This is a genomic window from Trinickia sp. (genome assembly GCF_057351765.1).
Window position 1 is genome coordinate 50,589 of the sequence record NZ_JBMRBK010000061.1, and the last position, 16,003, is coordinate 66,591.

Consider the following 16,003-nt stretch of genomic DNA (forward strand, 5'->3'; position numbering starts at 1 on the left):
TATGCATTTATCCGAGCTCAAGTCTCTGCACGTTTCTCAATTGATCGAAATGGCCAACGGCCTCGAGATCGAAAGCGCGAACCGCCTGCGCAAGCAGGAACTGATGTTCGCCATCCTCAAGAAGCGCGCCAAAACCGGCGAGACCATTTTCGGCGACGGCACGCTCGAAGTCCTGCCCGACGGATTCGGCTTCCTGCGCTCGCCGGAAATGTCGTATCTCGCGAGCACGGATGACATTTACATCAGCCCCTCGCAGATCCGGCGTTTCAATCTGCACACGGGCGACACGATCGAAGGCGAAGTCCGCACGCCGAAAGACGGGGAGCGGTACTTCGCACTCGTGAAGGTCGACAAAGTCAACGGGCAGCCGCCCGAGGCCTCGAAACACAAGATCATGTTCGAGAACCTCACGCCGCTGCACCCGAACAAGCCGCTGTTGCTCGAACGTGAAATGCGCGGCGAGGAAAACGTCACGGGCCGCATCATCGACATGATCGCGCCGATCGGCAAAGGCCAGCGGGGCCTGCTCGTCGCGTCGCCGAAGTCGGGCAAAACGGTGATGCTTCAGCACATCGCGCATGCGATCAAGCAGAACCATCCCGATGTCGTCCTCTTCGTGCTGCTCATCGACGAGCGTCCAGAAGAAGTGACGGAAATGCAGCGCTCGGTCGCGGGCGAAGTCGTCGCCTCGACGTTCGACGAGCCGGCCACGCGCCACGTGCAGGTGGCCGAGATGGTGATCGAAAAGGCCAAGCGCCTCGTGGAGATGAAGCACGACGTCGTCATCCTGCTCGATTCGATCACGCGTCTCGCGCGCGCTTACAACACCGTCATTCCCGCGTCGGGCAAGGTGTTGACGGGCGGCGTGGACGCCAATGCGCTGCAACGTCCGAAGCGCTTTTTCGGCGCGGCGCGCAATATCGAGGAAGGTGGCTCGCTTACGATCATCGGCACAGCCCTGATCGAAACGGGTAGCCGCATGGACGACGTGATCTACGAAGAGTTCAAGGGCACCGGCAATATGGAAGTGCACCTGGAACGCCGTCTGGCTGAAAAGCGGGTCTATCCGTCCCTCAATCTGAACAAGTCGGGTACCCGGCGCGAAGAGTTGCTCATCAAGCCCGAGATCCTTCAGAAAGTCTGGGTACTGCGCAAGTTCATCCACGATATGGATGAAGTCGAAGCGATGGAATTCCTGCTCGACAAGGTCCGCCAGACGAAGAGCAATTCCGAGTTCTTCGATATGATGCGACGCGGCGGCTGAGCTCAGATTGGCATAACGTTGCGCAAAGCGCGCCGACTGGGCGCGCCGGCAGCCGATGCCGGCGCGGATCGGTCCCGGCGCCAATCCGTCCCGCCCCGCCCAACCGGGCACTGCATCATGCTCACGAAGCTCTCCCGCTGGCTCGACACGCGCCGCCGCGAACGCGCACTGCGTGAGTACGGTATTGCCGACGATGTCTGGCAAGCGACGCTCGACGGCCTGCCGTTCCTCGGTTATCTCGATGCGGCCGATCTCGCTCGCCTGCGAGAAACCGCTAGCCTCTTCATCGCTCAAAAATCGTTCTCCACGGCCCACGGCCTCGAGTTGACCGATCGGATGATCGCCGGCATCGCCGTGCAAGCCTCGCTGCCCGTGCTCAATTTGGGCCTCGAGTTGTATCGCGGATGGGTCGGCATCGTCGTCTACCCCGGCGAATTCGTCATTCGCAAAACCGTCGAGGATGAAGACGGCGTGGTGCACGAAGTGGAGCACGACGCGAGCGGCGAAGCGTGGGAGGGCGGCCCCGTCATCCTCTCGTGGGAAGATGCGCAGATGACCGATGCGCGTGACGCCTACAACGTCGTCATCCACGAGTTCGCCCACAAGATCGACATGCTGAGCGGCGAAACCGATGGCCACCCGCCGCTCTTCAAGCGCTGGCACGCGCCGCTCACCGCCGACGAATGGGCCAGCGTCTTCGATTCCGCCTACGACCGGTTCTGTGCGCAGGTCGATGCCGTGCCGACGCGGCGCTGGGCGCGTTTCGAACGCGAATCGCTGATCGATCCCTATGCGGCAGACCATCCATCCGAATTTTTCGCGGTCTGCAGCGAGGCGCTCTTCGTCCAGCCGCGTGCATTCGAGGCCGAATATCCGGAACTCTATCGTCTGCTCGCGCGTTATTACCGCCAGGATCCTGCGCGCACGGGCGTACTCCTCGAAACGCAGAGCGGCGGGCCCGATTGATTGGCGATTGGCGATTGGCGCGGCCCGACGACGAGCAAATCTTTTCGCCAACAGCATGATTTTCTGGCATAATCGCCGTCTTTCGACCTTGGGCAAGTGGCTCGCGGTTCGATGGCGTCGCGACTACGGCGGCGGCCGTATCGGCATCGCAGCGGGCTGGCTACCGCCACATTAAAGGAAGCACCATGAAGGAAAATACTCACCCCAATTACCGCGAAGTCGTTTTTCAAGACGTGTCGAACGGCTTCACGTTTGTAACGCGCTCGACGATCCAGACGCGCGAAACCATCGATTTCGAGGGCAAGTCGTACCCGCTCGCCAAGATCGAAGTGTCGTCGGAGTCGCACCCGTTCTATACGGGTCAGCAAAAGATCATGGACACGGCGGGTCGTGTCGAGAAGTTCAACAAGAAGTTCGGTGCACGCGCAGCCGGCAAGGCCGCCGCAAAGTAAGTCGCCGCGCCTTTGTACGAGCGTGCAAAGGTACTGCAAGAAAAAGGGCAGCCCGCGCTGCCCTTTTTTCATCGTCATGCCGATCGGCCAGCGGCGTGGCGTCACGCGCCGCATGAGCGCGGCTACAATGCCGATTCGCTGCGATGGCGATCGCCCCCGCCATTAGCCGAATAACGATAACGATCGCCGTTCATCCGCATGAGACCCGTCGTCCGACTCACCGCCTCCGCCACGCGTGCGCTGCCCCGCTGGCTGCTGCTGACGATCTGCATCGTCTATGCGGCGTTCGGCCTGTTCGGCCGCGACCCGTGGAAGAACGAAGATGCGGCTGGATTCGGCGTCATGTGGACGATGGCTGGTGGCGACGCCCGGGATTGGCTGCTGCCGAACCTCGTCGGCAAGTACGTCACTGACACCGGCCCGCTCGGCTACTGGCTCGGCGCGGGGTGCATCCGGCTGCTCACACCATGGGTCGACGCGGCCGATGCGTCGCGGCTGTCGACCGGCATACTCTTTTGCGTGACCTGTGCGTTGGTCTGGTATACGGCCTATCTGCTCGGGCGCCGTGCCGAAGTTCAACCGTTCAAGTATGCCTTCGGCGGCGAACCCGCGCCGCGCGACTACGGACGGGTGCTCGGCGACGGCGCCTTGCTGATTTTGCTCGCGTCGTTCGGACTCGCCGAGCGAGGCCACGAAACGACACCCCAGCTCGGCCAGTTGATGAGCATCGCGCTCATCGTGTACGGACTCGTGCGCACGCTCGACAAGCCATTGCAAGGGGCCGTCTGTTGGGGCCTCGGGCTCGGACTCGTCGCGCTGAGCGGCAATCCGCTGCTGGTTGCCGCCCTCTTCGCCGGTACGCTCGTTCTGCTGGCGCTGGTACCGGAAGCGCGCTCGATCTGGCTGCTCGTCGTCGGCATGCCGATCGCGGCGGCGTTGTCGGTGGCGTGGCCGCTCGCGGTGCTCAAACTCTACGGCGACGACGCGCGGTGGTTCATCCAACAGTGGGTCAACGGCAGCATCAATCGTTTTTCGGCGCCGCCGGGGCACGTCGTGCGTTACGCCTTCAAGAACCTGCCGCTTTTCACTTGGCCCGCGTGGCCCCTGGCGGTGTGGGCCTGGCTCAGTTGGGGCGGTCTGCGCCGCAAGCCGCATATTGCAGTGCCGCTTTCGGTCGTCGCACCTGTGCTGGTCCTCGTCGTGTTGCAAAGCCACCAAACGAACCGGCTTTACATGCTGCTGTTGCCGCCGCTCGCCGTGCTGGCAACGTTCGCCTTACCGACGCTCAAACGTGGCGCCATCAACGCGATCGACTGGTTCGCGCTGCTCAGCTTCACGATTCTCGGCACATTCGTCTGGCTGGTCTGGCTGGCGTCGCAAACGGGTTTCCCCGCCCCGCTCGCGCGCAACCTCGCGCGGCTCGTGCCGGGCTTCGTGCCGCATTTCGATGTGCTCTCCTTCGTCTGCGCCATCGGCGTCACCGCGTGCTGGCTTGCGCTCGCGCGCTGGCGTCTGGCACGGCATCCGAACGTGCTCTGGCGCAGTGTGGTGCTCTCTAGCGCCGGCACGACGTTGATGTGGGTGCTGCTGATGACGCTGTGGCTGCCGATCGTCAACTACAGCCGGACCTATCGCGATGTCGCGATGCAGATCGCCGAGCATCTGCCCGACGACTACCGCTGCATTTCGCCGGTTCGCCTCGGCGACGCACAGCTCGCATCGTTCGCTTACTTTGGCGACATGCAATTCTCGTTCAGCGGGGACTGCGACGTGTTGCTGCGCCAGGATGCGCAAGACTTCATCGCGCCGAGCCCGATGCCGAGCTACGTTTGGAAGCTCGTATGGGAAGGCCGCCGCGCAGCGGACCGTGACGAACGCTTCCGCCTCTATGTGCGCGTCGATCGTCCGACGCCGCCCGCACCGCGGCGCAAGCATCCGATTCACCGGCGGTAGCCATGTTCGCGGACATCCGCAATATCGCGGGGCTCGCATGGCCGGTGCTCGTCGGGCAACTCGCCATCATCGCATTCGGAGTCATCGATACCGCCATGGTGGGCCGCTTCTCCGCGGTCGATCTTGCCGCGCTCGGACTCGGCTCATCCATCTATGTGTCGGTCTACGTCGGTCTGACGGGCGTCGTGCTCGCGCTGCAGCCCATCGCCGGTCAGCTTTTCGGCGCGCGCCGTCACGCCGAAATCGGCGAGGAGGTTCGCCAGGCACTCTGGCTTGCGGCGGGACTTGCCGTGCTCGGCTTCGCGGTCATGTACTTCCCCGCGCCGTTGCTCGCCATTGCGCGCGTTCCCGCGGCGCTCTACGAACGAACCGAGCTTTACCTGCGCATCGCCGCGTTCGGTCTGCCAGCCAGCCTCGCCTTTCGCGTCTATTCGGCACTCGCCAACGCGGTGGGCAAGCCACGGCTCGTCATGATGCTGCAAGTCGCAGCGCTCCTGGCTAAAGTCGCGTTGAACCTCTGGTTCATCTTCGGCGGCTTGGGGCTCCCGCCGTTGGGCGGCCCGGGCTGCGCACTCGCCAGCACACTGATCAACTTCGCGCTCGCGGGCATTGCTCTGACCTTGCTCGCCAGGCTGGAGCTTTTCGCCCCGTTCGGAATCTTCGCGCGCTTTTGCTGGCCCAGCGTCCAGCGGCTCGCGGCGCTCCTCAAGCTGGGGCTGCCCATGGGGCTCTCGTATCTGATCGAGGTCACCTCATACACGTTCATGGCGCTTTTTATCGCGCGCTTCGGCACGACCACCCTCGCCGGGCATCAGATCGTCGGCAACTTCGGCGCAGTGCTCTACATGACACCGATGTCCATCGGCATCGCCACCTCCACGCTCGTGGCCCATGCCCTCGGCGGCGGGCGCCACGATGCCGCGCGGGCGCTCGCACGGCACGGCATCGCCCTGGCCTGCGCGATCGGATGCGGCTACGCCGCTGTCTCCTGGCTGCTCCGCCCGTTGATCCTCGCGGGCTACACGCCCGACGCGGCCGTCATCGCTGCGGCCATGCCGCTTTTGCCGATCATGCTCGTCTACCACATCTTCGATACCTTTCAGACGGCCACGGCGTTCGTGCTGCGAGCCTATAAGGTTGCCGTTGTACCAACCGTGATCTACGCCGTGGCGCTTTGGGGGGTTGGACTCGGCGGCGGTTATCTGCTCGGCTTCGATATCGGCGGCGCCGTACCCGAATGGCTGAGAGGCGCGCGCGGATTCTGGGCGGCCAATGCCGCGAGTCTCGCGGCGGCCGGCGCGAGCCTCTTCGTCCATTGGCGCTCGGTCAGCGCGCGCCTCGCGCGTAATGCTCAGGCCACCTCAGGCGCATCGACCGGGTCCTGACGGCCCTCGAACACCTCCCGGGCCGCGAAGAGCGCGTTGAGCGCCGCTGGAAAACCGGCATAGACCGCCATCTGCATGAAGACTTCGACGATCTCGGTCTGGGTCACACCGACATTGAGCGCGCCTTCGATGTGTACTTTCAATTGCGCCGTCGCATTGCCGAGCGCCGCAAGCGCCGCGATGGTCGCAATCTCCCGCGACTTCAGATCGAGCCCCGGGCGGCTATAGATATCGCCGAACGGGAATTCGATCAAGAGACGCGCGAAGTCAGGCGCGATCGGCGCCAGCGCGGCAATCACGCGCTCACCGGCTTGCCCGTCGATTTCCCTCAGCTTGTTCCATCCCCGCGCGTAGCGTTGTTCGGCGGCCGGGGCGTTCGTTTCGGTGTTTTGCATGGCAAGTCCTTTCGTCGTTGAGTCGTCATGGCCCGGCTGGCATCGTCGGCCGACCGGATCCGCGTCATGTCGTGCGCGAGTACCTCGTAGTGGCGAATCTTCTCGTCGATCGCCGTGAGGTTCGTCTGCAACTGTGCAAGCTGATCGAGCACGCTCTGGCGGTGCTCGATCAGCAGCGCGAGCCGCTCTTGCGCCGTTTCGTCGCCGCGGGCACGCAATGCCGCAAAAGCCTGCATGCCGGCAATCGACATGCCGGTCGCCTTCAGTCGCATCACGAATCGCAGCCAGTCGATATCGGTGCGCGCATAAAGCCTGTGACCCGCGTCGGTACGCGAGACCGGCAACAGCAGGCCGGCCTGCTCGTAGTAGCGCAGCGTATGCGTCGATACGCCGAGCTCGGCGGCCATGCGTCCGATCGTGAGCGCTTCTGACATGACATCCTCAACGTTAAGACTTCGAGTGCACACGAAGTCAAGCACCCGTTACACCGAAACACAATAAAAAAAACGGCCGAGCATCATGGGCTCGGCCGCCGCTGCGCCGCATGATCTGCGGCGAATCAGTGAACGACTCGCTCGAACACGAACTTGCCGTCTTGCAGGTCCACAGGAATCACGTCCTTCGGGCCGAACCTGCCCGCGAGAATCAGCTTGGCGACCGGGTTCTCGATCTCCTGCTGGATCGCGCGCTTCAATGGCCGCGCCCCGAAGAGCGGGTCGTATCCGACCTTCCCGATCTGCTCCAGCGCTTCATCGGAAACGACGAGCTGCATTTCGAGCTTCGCGAGCCGGTCGTGCAACCGCTCCAGCTGGATCTTCGCGATCGATTCGATGTTCTTGCGATCGAGCGCATGGAACACGACGACCTCGTCGATCCGATTCAGGAACTCGGGACGGAAGTGCTGCTTGACCTCGGTCCACACCGCATCCTTGATCGCTTCCTGCGGCTCGCCCGACATCGCTTGAATCATTTGCGAGCCGAGATTCGACGTCATGACGATCACCGTATTCTTGAAGTCCACGGTACGTCCCTGACCGTCGGTCATGCGGCCGTCGTCGAGCACCTGCAACAGCACATTGAAGACATCGGGGTGCGCCTTTTCGATTTCATCGAGCAAGATGACACTGTACGGCTTGCGACGCACGGCCTCGGTCAGATAGCCGCCCTCTTCATAGCCTATATAGCCGGGCGGCGCGCCGATGAGACGGGCGACGCTGTGCTTTTCCATGAACTCGCTCATATCGATGCGAATGAGGTGCTCCTCCGAATCGAACAAGAACGACGCGAGCGCCTTGCACAGTTCGGTCTTGCCGACCCCCGTCGGGCCCAGGAACAGGAACGAGCCGTATGGCCGGTTCGGATCCGCGAGCCCCGCGCGCGAGCGGCGAATCGCGTCCGCCACGGCGCTGATTGCCTCGTCCTGACCCACGACACGCTCGTGCAGCTTGCCCTCGATCTGCAACAGTTTTTCCCGCTCGCCTTGCATCATGCGCGACACCGGAATGCCCGTTGCACGCGATACCACTTCGGCGATTTCCTCGGCGCCCACTTGCGTGCGCAACAGACGCGGACGCTCGGGATTGTGCTGCTCCTTCGCCTCGGCTTGCGTGACTTGCTTCAAGCGCGCCTCGAGCTCCGGCAGCTTGCCGTATTGCAGCTCCGCGACCTTTTCGAGCTTGCCCTCGCGCTGCAATCGCGTGATTTCGGCGCGCGTTTTCTCGATCTCTTCCTTCAGCTGCGCGCTACCTTGAACGGCCGCCTTTTCGGCCGTCCAGATCTGCTCGAGGTCCGAGTACTCGCGGTTGAGCCGCTCGATCTCCTCCTCGATCAATTGCAGCCGCTTTTGCGATGCCTCGTCCTTTTCCTTTTTCACTGCCTCGCGCTCGATCTTGAGCTGGATCAGCCGCCGGTCGAGACGGTCCATCGCTTCGGGCTTCGAATCGATTTCCATCTTGATCTTCGAAGCGGCTTCGTCGATGAGGTCGATGGCCTTGTCAGGCAGGAAGCGATCGGTGATATAGCGGTGCGACAACTCGGCCGCGGCCACGATCGCGGGATCCGTGATCTCCACGCCGTGGTGGAGCTCGTAGCGTTCCTGCAGACCCCGCAATATGGCGATCGTCGCCTCGACGGACGGTTCCTCGACGAGCACTTTCTGAAAGCGCCGCTCGAGCGCGGCATCTTTTTCGATGTACTTGCGATACTCGTCGAGCGTCGTCGCGCCGATGCAGTGCAACTCGCCTCGCGAGAGCGCCGGCTTGAGCATGTTGCCCGCGTCGATCGCACCTTCCGCCTTGCCGGCGCCCACCATCGTATGGATTTCGTCGATGAAGACGATCGTCTGCCCTTCGTCGCGCGCGATATCGTGCAACACCGCCTTGAGGCGCTCCTCGAACTCGCCTCGGTATTTGGCACCGGCAAGCAGGCCGGCCATGTCGAGCGACAGAACGCGCTTGTTCTTGAGCGATTCCGGCACCTCGCCGTTGACGATGCGCTGCGCAAGCCCTTCGACGATCGCGGTCTTCCCGACGCCGGGCTCGCCGATCAGTACCGGGTTGTTCTTGGTGCGGCGCTGAAGAATCTGGATGGAACGGCGAATTTCGTCGTCGCGCCCGATCACCGGGTCGAGCTTGCCGGCGCGCGCGCGCTCGGTCAGGTCGATCGTGTACTTTTTGAGCGCCTCGCGCTGGCTCTCGGCCTCGGCGCTATGCACCTGGGCTCCACCGCGCACAGCGGCGATCGCCGTCTCGAGCGCGCGGCGCGTCAGACCATGCTCGCGCAGCAGCTTGCCGGCCTCGCCCTTGTCGTCGGCCACGGCAAGCAGGAACATCTCGCTCGCGATGAACGTATCGCTCAGTTGCTGCGCTTCCTTGTCGGCCTGATTCAAAAGACCGTTGAGCTCGCGGCTCAGCTGGATGTTGCCATCGGTTCCCTGCACCTGCGGCAGGCGCGCAATCGCTTCGTTGACAGCCGTTTGCAAAGCCTGGATATGCACGCCGGCACGGGAGAGCAGCGAGCGCGAGGAGCCGTCTTCCTGCGCGATCAGGGCCGCCAGGACGTGTACGGGCTCGAGATACTGGTTGCCTCGGCCGACGGCAATGCTTTGCGCGTCGGCCAGCGCTTCCTGAAATTTGGTGGTGAACTTGTCGATTCTCATGAAGAGACCTCCAATTTTGACTACCACCAACATGAGGGGCGAGCCGCGCGTTTCAAGCGTGCCCGATCAAATCAGGTGTCGCCGCCATCGGCGACGGCGATTGGTACGATCGTCCTTCCGCCGGCATCGGGTGCCGCGACGAGCGGCACGCCGAGCAGTGCGGCAAGCGGCGCCCCCTGTCCGACGAGATCGGCGAGCGTGTGCCGGTCCAGCTCCGCAAGGAATGCGCCACGCGCTGCCTCGAAAATGTGTCTGAGCCGGCATTGCGGCTCGATGACGCACTGTCGGGCCTCGCCGCCGCCGCGTTCGAAACAACCGACGAGCGCAAAATCGGTCTCGGTCGCCCGGACCACCTCGCCGATCGTCAGCGCAAGCGACCGGTCATTGAGCCGCAGGCCGCCATGGCGGCCCCGTATCGTGTCGATCCACCCGCGCTCGCCGAGCTGCTGCACGACCTTCATCAAATGGTTCTTCGAGATTCCATAGGCATCCGAGATGTCCTGAATCGTCGACAGGCCGTCGCGGCGGACGGCCAGATACAGCATCACGCGCAACGCGTAGTCGGTGTAGTCGGTCAATCTCATGGCTTGGTTCGCATCGGCATTTGGGGGTACGAGCGCCCGGGCGGGCAAAAACCGTGTCCAGCGAAGGGTTGTCTACACGGCGTGTTGACCATAACATGCGTTGCCGGGATGGGTTCACGCAGTGCGGCATCGGAATTGCCCATCTCGATAAGGAATGAAGTATGGCGCGCCGTTTCGCCGCATGCCAGCGCGCTCCCTCGGAAATTGCGATGACTACCCCACCCCGTCCCGGCGGACAGACGCCCGGCGCCTGCCCCGCAGCCCCCGCTCGCGAGAGCGCACCGACCGAAGCGAACATCCGCGAGCTCGTCTACGCGTTTTACGACCGCGTACGGGCCGATGCGCTGCTCGGGCCGGTTTTCGATGCCGTACTGCACGGCCGCTGGGACGAGCACCTGCCGAAGATGTGCCTCTTCTGGGGCGCGCTGGTGCTTGGCGACAAGCGCTACCGCGGCAACGTCCAGTCGGCGCACCAACCGATCGAGGGGCTCGAACCCGGGCATTTCAGCCGCTGGCTGCACCTTTTTCTCGATACCGTCTGCGATCGCTACGAGCCCGCGGCGGCCGTACGATTCATGGAGCCCGCGCTGCGCATTGCGCAAAGCTTGCAGCTCTCGCGCTTCGGTTGGGACTACGAGGTCCCGCCGGAACAGCAAGCTCTGCTCGAGCGCATCGCGCCGAGGCGGCCCGCCGAAGATACATCGGCGGTTTCGCCCAACGGCAGACGGCGCGCACCGGCGGAGCCATTTCCGGCCAAAATCATCGGCCGCGGCAACGACGAGGTTTCCTAGCGGTCTCCGGGCTCCGTGCCTGCGTCGCTCGACGCAATGGTGGCATTGGGGGCGTTGGTGGCATTGGTGGCCTCGATACCCCAGCGCGCCAGTGCGGCGTCGTCGGTCACGCGCGCATCCACCCAACGCGAACCGGCCGGCGTCGTCTCCTTCTTCCAGAATGGCGCCTGAGTCTTGAGGTAGTCCATCACGAACTCGCACGCCGAGAACGCGTCGCCACGGTGAGCCGCCGTGGCGCCCGCCAGTACGATCTGATCGAGCGGATACAGCTTGCCCACGCGGTGCACGATGAGCACGTCCGAGCCGGGCCAACGCCGCCGGGCTTCGTCGACGATCGACTCCAGCGCTTTTTCGGTCATGCCCGGGTAATGCTCGAGCTCCATGGCGACGACGTCGTCGCCGTCGTTCATATCGCGTACCGTTCCGACGAAGCACGCCACCGCGCCCACTTTGGGGTTATGCGCACGCAGCGCAGCCACCTCGGTGCTCAAATCGAAGTCGGCGGTCTGAACACGCACAGTCATAAGCCCCTCCTCGTTCGCGGCTCGCGCTCACCCACCCGTCACAGGCGGAAAAAACGCGACTTCGCAGCCGTCGGTCAGCCGCGCGGCCGCATCGGTCATCGTCTGATTGCAGGCCATGCGCAAGGCGCGCCCCTCGGCGAGCGCCTCGCTCCAGGCGCCGCCGCGCGCGCGCAGCCACGCTCGCAGGTCGCCGATGGTGCTGATGCCCTCGGGCAATTCGACCGACTCGTGCGCGAGGCCCAGCGATTCCCGCACGCTTGCGAAATACCTCAGTTCGATTTTCATTCGATGCCAATTCGCCGTTCGGTACCGCCCGTCAGCCGAGCAGCTCCGAAAAAGGAAGAAAACGTACGGTCTCCCCCGCGCTGATCGCGTGATTGGGCGGATTGTCGATGAGGCCATCCCCCCATACGGTCGAGGTCAGCACGGCCGAACTCTGATTCGGGAAGAGCTCGAGCCCGCCTGCCGCATTGATGCGCGCGCGCAGGAACTCGTTGCGACGATCGGCCTTTGCTTGCGTAAAGTCCGCGCGCAGCGATATGGCGCGCGGCGCCACGTCGTGAGCGCCCCCGAGCCGCAGCAGGAACGGACGGACGAACAGCAAAAAGGTCACGAAGCTGGAAACCGGGTTGCCGGGCAGACCGACGAAAAAGGTCTCAGCCTCCATCGCGGACGAACCTTCGCTCGGAGCGGACGCCTGAGCGCGGCTCGCCGCCTGGCTGCGCACCGCACCGAACGCGAGCGGCTTGCCGGGCTTCATCGCGATCTGCCAGAGGGAAAGGCGGCCCAGCGCTTCGAGCGCAGGTCTGACGTGATCTTCTTCGCCGACGGATACGCCGCCGGACGTCAGAATCAGATCATGCTCCCGCGCGGCCGTGGCCAGCGCCTCGCGGGTGGCGTCGAGCCGATCCGGTACGATGCCATAGTCGGTGACGGTGCAACCGAGCCGCTCCAGCAGCCCGCGCAACGTGAACCGGTTCGAGTTGTAGATTCGCCCGGGCGCGAGCGGCTCGCCCGGCATCGTCAACTCGTCGCCCGTGAAAAACACCGCGACCTTCACCCGGCGCGTCACCGTCAGCGCGGCGCACCCGATGGAGGCCGCGAGGCCCAGCGCCTGCGGTGTCAAGCGGGTGCCGGCCGGCAATATCACCGCGCCGCGCCGGATATCGGCGCCCTGCATCGTGATCCACTCGCCCGGCCGCGGGGTATGCAAAATTTGCACGCTATCGCCCGACGCCTCGGTCTGCTCCTGCATAACCACCGCATCGGCGCCCGGCGGAACCGGGGCGCCCGTGAAGATGCGCGCCGCGGTCCCGGCCGCAAGCGGAGCAGCCTGTTGACCGGCGGCAATCCGCTGCGAAACCGGCAGCGCCCGTTCTCCATGGAGCAACTCCGCGCTGCGAACGGCGTAGCCGTCCATTGCGCTCGTGTTCATGGGCGGAACGTCGATGGCGGACACCACGTCGGCGGCCAGGACGCGCCCGAGCGCCTCGACGGTCGGCACTGTTTCGGTGCCGGAGACGGGCCGTGCGGCCGCGAGCAGCGCGGCGAGCGCGTCGGCCGTCGACATGAGCGGTGGGCGGGTTGATGTTGCGCTTGGCGTGGACATCGGTCTGACGGGCGAGTCTGAAGGCGAGACTCTCATTGTAGCGACGTGCGCCGCGTACGGTGCGCCGCCGTTGCCGACAGCTCGCCGGGACGCCGGCCTCAAAGCCCGGTATGGGTCGTGATGAACTCCTTCACGCGGCCCGCATCGGCCGGCAGCACCTCGAAGCGCTGCGGCAGCGACTCGATCCCCTCGAACCCGGCCGGCCGTTCGGGGTCGCGTCCGAGCGCCTCGCGAATCGTTTCGCCGAACTTGATGGGCTGCGCCGTCTCCAGCACCACCATCGGCACGCCGGGCTCGAGATGCTCTCGGGCCACCTTGACGCCGTCGGCGGTATGCGTGTCGATCATCGTGCCGTAGCGGGAGAAGACATCGCGGATCGTCGCGACACGGTCCGCATGCGTGCTGCGTCCCGAAACGAAGCCGAATTCGCGCACGCGGGCAAAATCGCCGCTCGCGGCCAGATCGAAGCCGCCCTTTTCCTCGACGTCGCGAAAGAGCTGCAGTACACGCGACGGATCGCGGCCCAGCAGATCGAAGACGAAACGCTCGAAATTCGACGCCTTCGAGATGTCCATGCTCGGGCTGCTCGTATGGAACGTCTGAGCCGCGCCGCGCACGCGATAGACGCCGGTACGGAAGAATTCGTCGAGTACGTCGTTTTCGTTGGTGGCGACGACGAGTTTGGCGATCGGCAACCCCATCATGCGTGCGATGTGCCCCGCGCAGACATTGCCGAAGTTGCCGGAGGGCACCGTGAACGACACGCGCTCGTCGTTCGAGCGTGTCGCCGCGAAATAACCCTTGAAGTAATAGACGACCTGAGCCACCACGCGCGCCCAGTTGATCGAATTGACCGTGCCGATATGCTGCCGCGATTTGAACGCGTGATCGTTCGACACCGCCTTCACGATGTCCTGACAGTCGTCGAAGACGCCTTCGACGGCAATGTTGAAGATGTTCGGCTCTTGCAGGCTGTACATCTGCGCCGTCTGGAACGCACTCATCTTGCGATGCGGCGAAAGCATGAAAACGCGCACGCCGGCCTTGCCTCGCATCGCATATTCAGCCGCGCTGCCCGTGTCGCCCGATGTGGCGCCGAGGATGTTCAGCGTCTGCCCATGCTTCGCGAGCGCATACTCGAACAGATTGCCGAGCAGTTGCATCGCCATGTCCTTGAACGCAAGCGTCGGACCGTTCGACAGCTCGACGAGTGCGAGCGGCGCGCCGTTCTCCACCCCGAGCTGCCTCACTGGCGTGATCGCCTCGGCGTCGTCGCCCGAGCGCGCGTTGCAATAGACGTCGGCGCGGTAGGTGCGCCGCGTCAGCGCGCGCAGATCGTCGGCCGGGATGTCGTCGGTGAACTTCGACAGGACTTCGAAGGCGAGGTCGGCATAAGGCAGAGCGCGCCAGCGCGCGAGTTCCTCGGTCGAGACACGAGGGTATTCAGCCGGCAGGTACAGACCGCCGTCCTTCGCGAGACCACCCAGCAAGATGTCGGAGAACGTATGGCGCTCGCCGATGCCGGCGCCACGCGTCGAAATGTAGTTCATAAGGAATCTCTCTTCGGCTCAGGCAAGCGCTTCGATGCGCAGTTTCGTGACGTTCGAGACGACGGTCGCGAGCGCCTCGATCCGAGCGATGGCCGCATTGACGTTTTTCTCGAGCGTCTCGTGCGTGATGATGACGACGTCCGTCTGCCCGTCCCCGGCGACCTGCTCCGCTTCGCGTTGCAGCATGGCATCGATGGAGATGCCCGCGTCGGCAAGCAGGCGCGTGACATCGGCAAGCACGCCTGTCACATCCGCCACGCGCAGGCGCAGGTAATAGCCGCTCGTGACCTCTTCGATCGGCAGCACCGGCGTGTCCGACAGGCTTTGCGGCTGGAACGCGAGGTGCGGCACGCGATGCTCGGGATCCGCCGTATGCAGGCGGGTCACATCGACGAGATCGGCGACGACGGCCGATGCCGTCGGTTCCGCGCCCGCGCCCTTGCCGTAGTAAAGCGTCGCGCCGACAGCATCGCCATGCACTTCGACCGCGTTCATGGCGCCTTCGACGCTCGCGATGAGGCGCTTGGCCGGAATGAGCGTAGGGTGCACGCGCAACTCGATGCCGCGCGCCGTGCGCCGCGTGATGCCAAGCAGCTTGATGCGATAACCGAGGTCTTCGGCGTACTTGAGATCGGTGGCATCGAGCTTCGAGATGCCTTCGACGTAGGCGCGATCGAATTGCATCGGCACGCCGAACGCGATGGCGCTCATGATCGTGAGTTTATGCGCGGCGTCGATGCCTTCCACATCGAAGGTCGGGTCCGCTTCGGCATAGCCGAGTGCCTGCGCGCCCGCAAGCGCTGTCGCGAAGTCGACCCCGCGTTCGCGCATCTCCGAAAGAATGTAATTCGTCGTTCCGTTGATGATGCCCGCAATGTACTGAATGCGATTGGCCGTCAGGCCCTCGCGCAGTGCCTTGATGATCGGAATACCGCCCGCCACCGCCGCCTCGAACGCCACCATGACGCCTTTCTCGCGCGCCGCCGCGAAAATCTCGGTGCCATGCACGGCCAGGAGCGCCTTGTTCGCAGTGACGACATGTTTGCCGTTGGCGATGGCACGCAGCACGAGTTCGCGTGCGATACCGCTGCCGCCGATCATCTCGGCCACGATGCCGATCGCCGGATCGTCCACGACGGCGTTGAAATCGGCACCGACTTGCACATCGCTCGCGGCCTCGCCCAGGGCGGCAAGCGCCTTGGCCGGGTTGCGCACGGCGATGCGAGCGATTTCGATGCCGCGTCCGGCGCGGCGTTTGATTTCTTCCTGATTGCGCCGCAGCACCGTGAAGGTGCCGCTTCCTACCGTGCCGAAGCCCAACAGGCCAACTTTGATCGGTTCCATGCAGCGTCTGAGTCGATTGGATAATGCGT

At 64.2% G+C, this 16,003-nt stretch carries 15 protein-coding genes; 6 read left to right on the plus strand and 9 right to left on the minus strand.

What is annotated here, in order from left to right; all coding sequences use genetic code 11:
* Nucleotide 1: 1 nt before the first annotated feature.
* The 5 genes from rho to ACO1XS_RS16245 all read left to right on the plus strand — a co-directional run bounded on the left by rho (nt 2) and on the right by ACO1XS_RS16245 (nt 6,020).
* On the plus strand, nt 2-1,264 hold the full coding sequence (rho, locus tag ACO1XS_RS16225; protein WP_331569822.1) for a transcription termination factor Rho: 1,263 nt from the start codon (nt 2-4) through the stop codon (nt 1,262-1,264).
* Between the two features lie 117 nt (nt 1,265-1,381).
* The gene (locus ACO1XS_RS16230) at nt 1,382-2,230 is read left to right on the plus strand and encodes a M90 family metallopeptidase (protein WP_486391171.1); all 849 of its coding nucleotides are present in this window, start codon (nt 1,382-1,384) and stop codon (nt 2,228-2,230) included.
* A gap of 185 nt (nt 2,231-2,415) precedes the next feature.
* The gene (locus ACO1XS_RS16235; RefSeq protein ID WP_331569826.1) at nt 2,416-2,682 is read left to right on the plus strand and encodes a type B 50S ribosomal protein L31; all 267 of its coding nucleotides are present in this window, start codon (nt 2,416-2,418) and stop codon (nt 2,680-2,682) included.
* Nucleotides 2,683-2,880: 198 nt separating this feature from the next.
* The gene (locus tag ACO1XS_RS16240; protein ID WP_486391172.1) at nt 2,881-4,635 is read left to right on the plus strand and encodes an ArnT family glycosyltransferase; all 1,755 of its coding nucleotides are present in this window, start codon (nt 2,881-2,883) and stop codon (nt 4,633-4,635) included.
* 2 nt (nt 4,636-4,637) lie between these two features.
* Complete coding sequence (locus tag ACO1XS_RS16245) at nt 4,638-6,020, plus strand: MATE family efflux transporter (RefSeq protein ID WP_486391173.1); 1,383 nt, start codon at nt 4,638-4,640, stop codon at nt 6,018-6,020.
* On the opposite strand, the gene ACO1XS_RS16250 is transcribed toward ACO1XS_RS16245, so the two are convergent.
* The 4 genes from ACO1XS_RS16250 to ACO1XS_RS16265 form a co-directional block, all read right to left on the minus strand.
* The gene (locus ACO1XS_RS16250) at nt 5,987-6,415 is read right to left on the minus strand and encodes a carboxymuconolactone decarboxylase family protein (RefSeq protein WP_331569832.1); all 429 of its coding nucleotides are present in this window, start codon (nt 6,413-6,415) and stop codon (nt 5,987-5,989) included. The genes ACO1XS_RS16245 and ACO1XS_RS16250 overlap by 34 nt on opposite strands.
* The gene (locus tag ACO1XS_RS16255; protein WP_486391174.1) at nt 6,349-6,849 is read right to left on the minus strand and encodes a MerR family transcriptional regulator; all 501 of its coding nucleotides are present in this window, start codon (nt 6,847-6,849) and stop codon (nt 6,349-6,351) included. The genes ACO1XS_RS16250 and ACO1XS_RS16255 overlap by 67 nt, the downstream gene beginning before the upstream one ends.
* A gap of 125 nt (nt 6,850-6,974) precedes the next feature.
* Nucleotides 6,975-9,572 (minus strand): ATP-dependent chaperone ClpB, encoded by a 2,598-nt coding sequence (gene clpB / locus ACO1XS_RS16260; RefSeq protein WP_331569837.1) that lies wholly within the window; start codon nt 9,570-9,572, stop codon nt 6,975-6,977.
* A 71-nt stretch (nt 9,573-9,643) separates the two neighbouring features.
* Nucleotides 9,644-10,156, minus strand: coding sequence for an Rrf2 family transcriptional regulator (locus tag ACO1XS_RS16265; protein WP_331569839.1), 513 nt, complete (start codon nt 10,154-10,156; stop codon nt 9,644-9,646).
* Nucleotides 10,157-10,365: 209 nt separating this feature from the next.
* On the opposite strand from ACO1XS_RS16265, the gene ACO1XS_RS16270 reads away from it, so the two are divergent.
* Nucleotides 10,366-10,947 (plus strand): group III truncated hemoglobin, encoded by a 582-nt coding sequence (locus ACO1XS_RS16270; RefSeq protein WP_331569841.1) that lies wholly within the window; start codon nt 10,366-10,368, stop codon nt 10,945-10,947.
* On the opposite strand, the gene moaE is transcribed toward ACO1XS_RS16270, so the two are convergent.
* The 5 genes from moaE to ACO1XS_RS16295 all read right to left on the minus strand — a co-directional run bounded on the left by moaE (nt 10,944) and on the right by ACO1XS_RS16295 (nt 15,974).
* Complete coding sequence (gene moaE, locus ACO1XS_RS16275) at nt 10,944-11,471, minus strand: molybdopterin synthase catalytic subunit MoaE (RefSeq protein WP_486391175.1); 528 nt, start codon at nt 11,469-11,471, stop codon at nt 10,944-10,946. The two genes, ACO1XS_RS16270 and moaE, sit on opposite strands and share 4 nt — an antisense overlap.
* A gap of 27 nt (nt 11,472-11,498) precedes the next feature.
* Entirely contained in the window at nt 11,499-11,756 is a 258-nt protein-coding gene (gene moaD, locus ACO1XS_RS16280; protein ID WP_331569845.1) for a molybdopterin converting factor subunit 1, read from the minus strand.
* Between the two features lie 31 nt (nt 11,757-11,787).
* Complete coding sequence (locus ACO1XS_RS16285; RefSeq protein ID WP_331569847.1) at nt 11,788-13,080, minus strand: molybdopterin molybdotransferase MoeA; 1,293 nt, start codon at nt 13,078-13,080, stop codon at nt 11,788-11,790.
* 98 nt (nt 13,081-13,178) lie between these two features.
* Nucleotides 13,179-14,630, minus strand: a complete 1,452-nt coding sequence (gene thrC / locus ACO1XS_RS16290; protein ID WP_331569849.1) for a threonine synthase — start codon at nt 14,628-14,630, stop codon at nt 13,179-13,181.
* An 18-nt stretch (nt 14,631-14,648) separates the two neighbouring features.
* On the minus strand, nt 14,649-15,974 hold the full coding sequence (locus ACO1XS_RS16295; protein WP_331569851.1) for a homoserine dehydrogenase: 1,326 nt from the start codon (nt 15,972-15,974) through the stop codon (nt 14,649-14,651).
* Between the last annotated feature and the right edge of the window lie 29 nt (nt 15,975-16,003).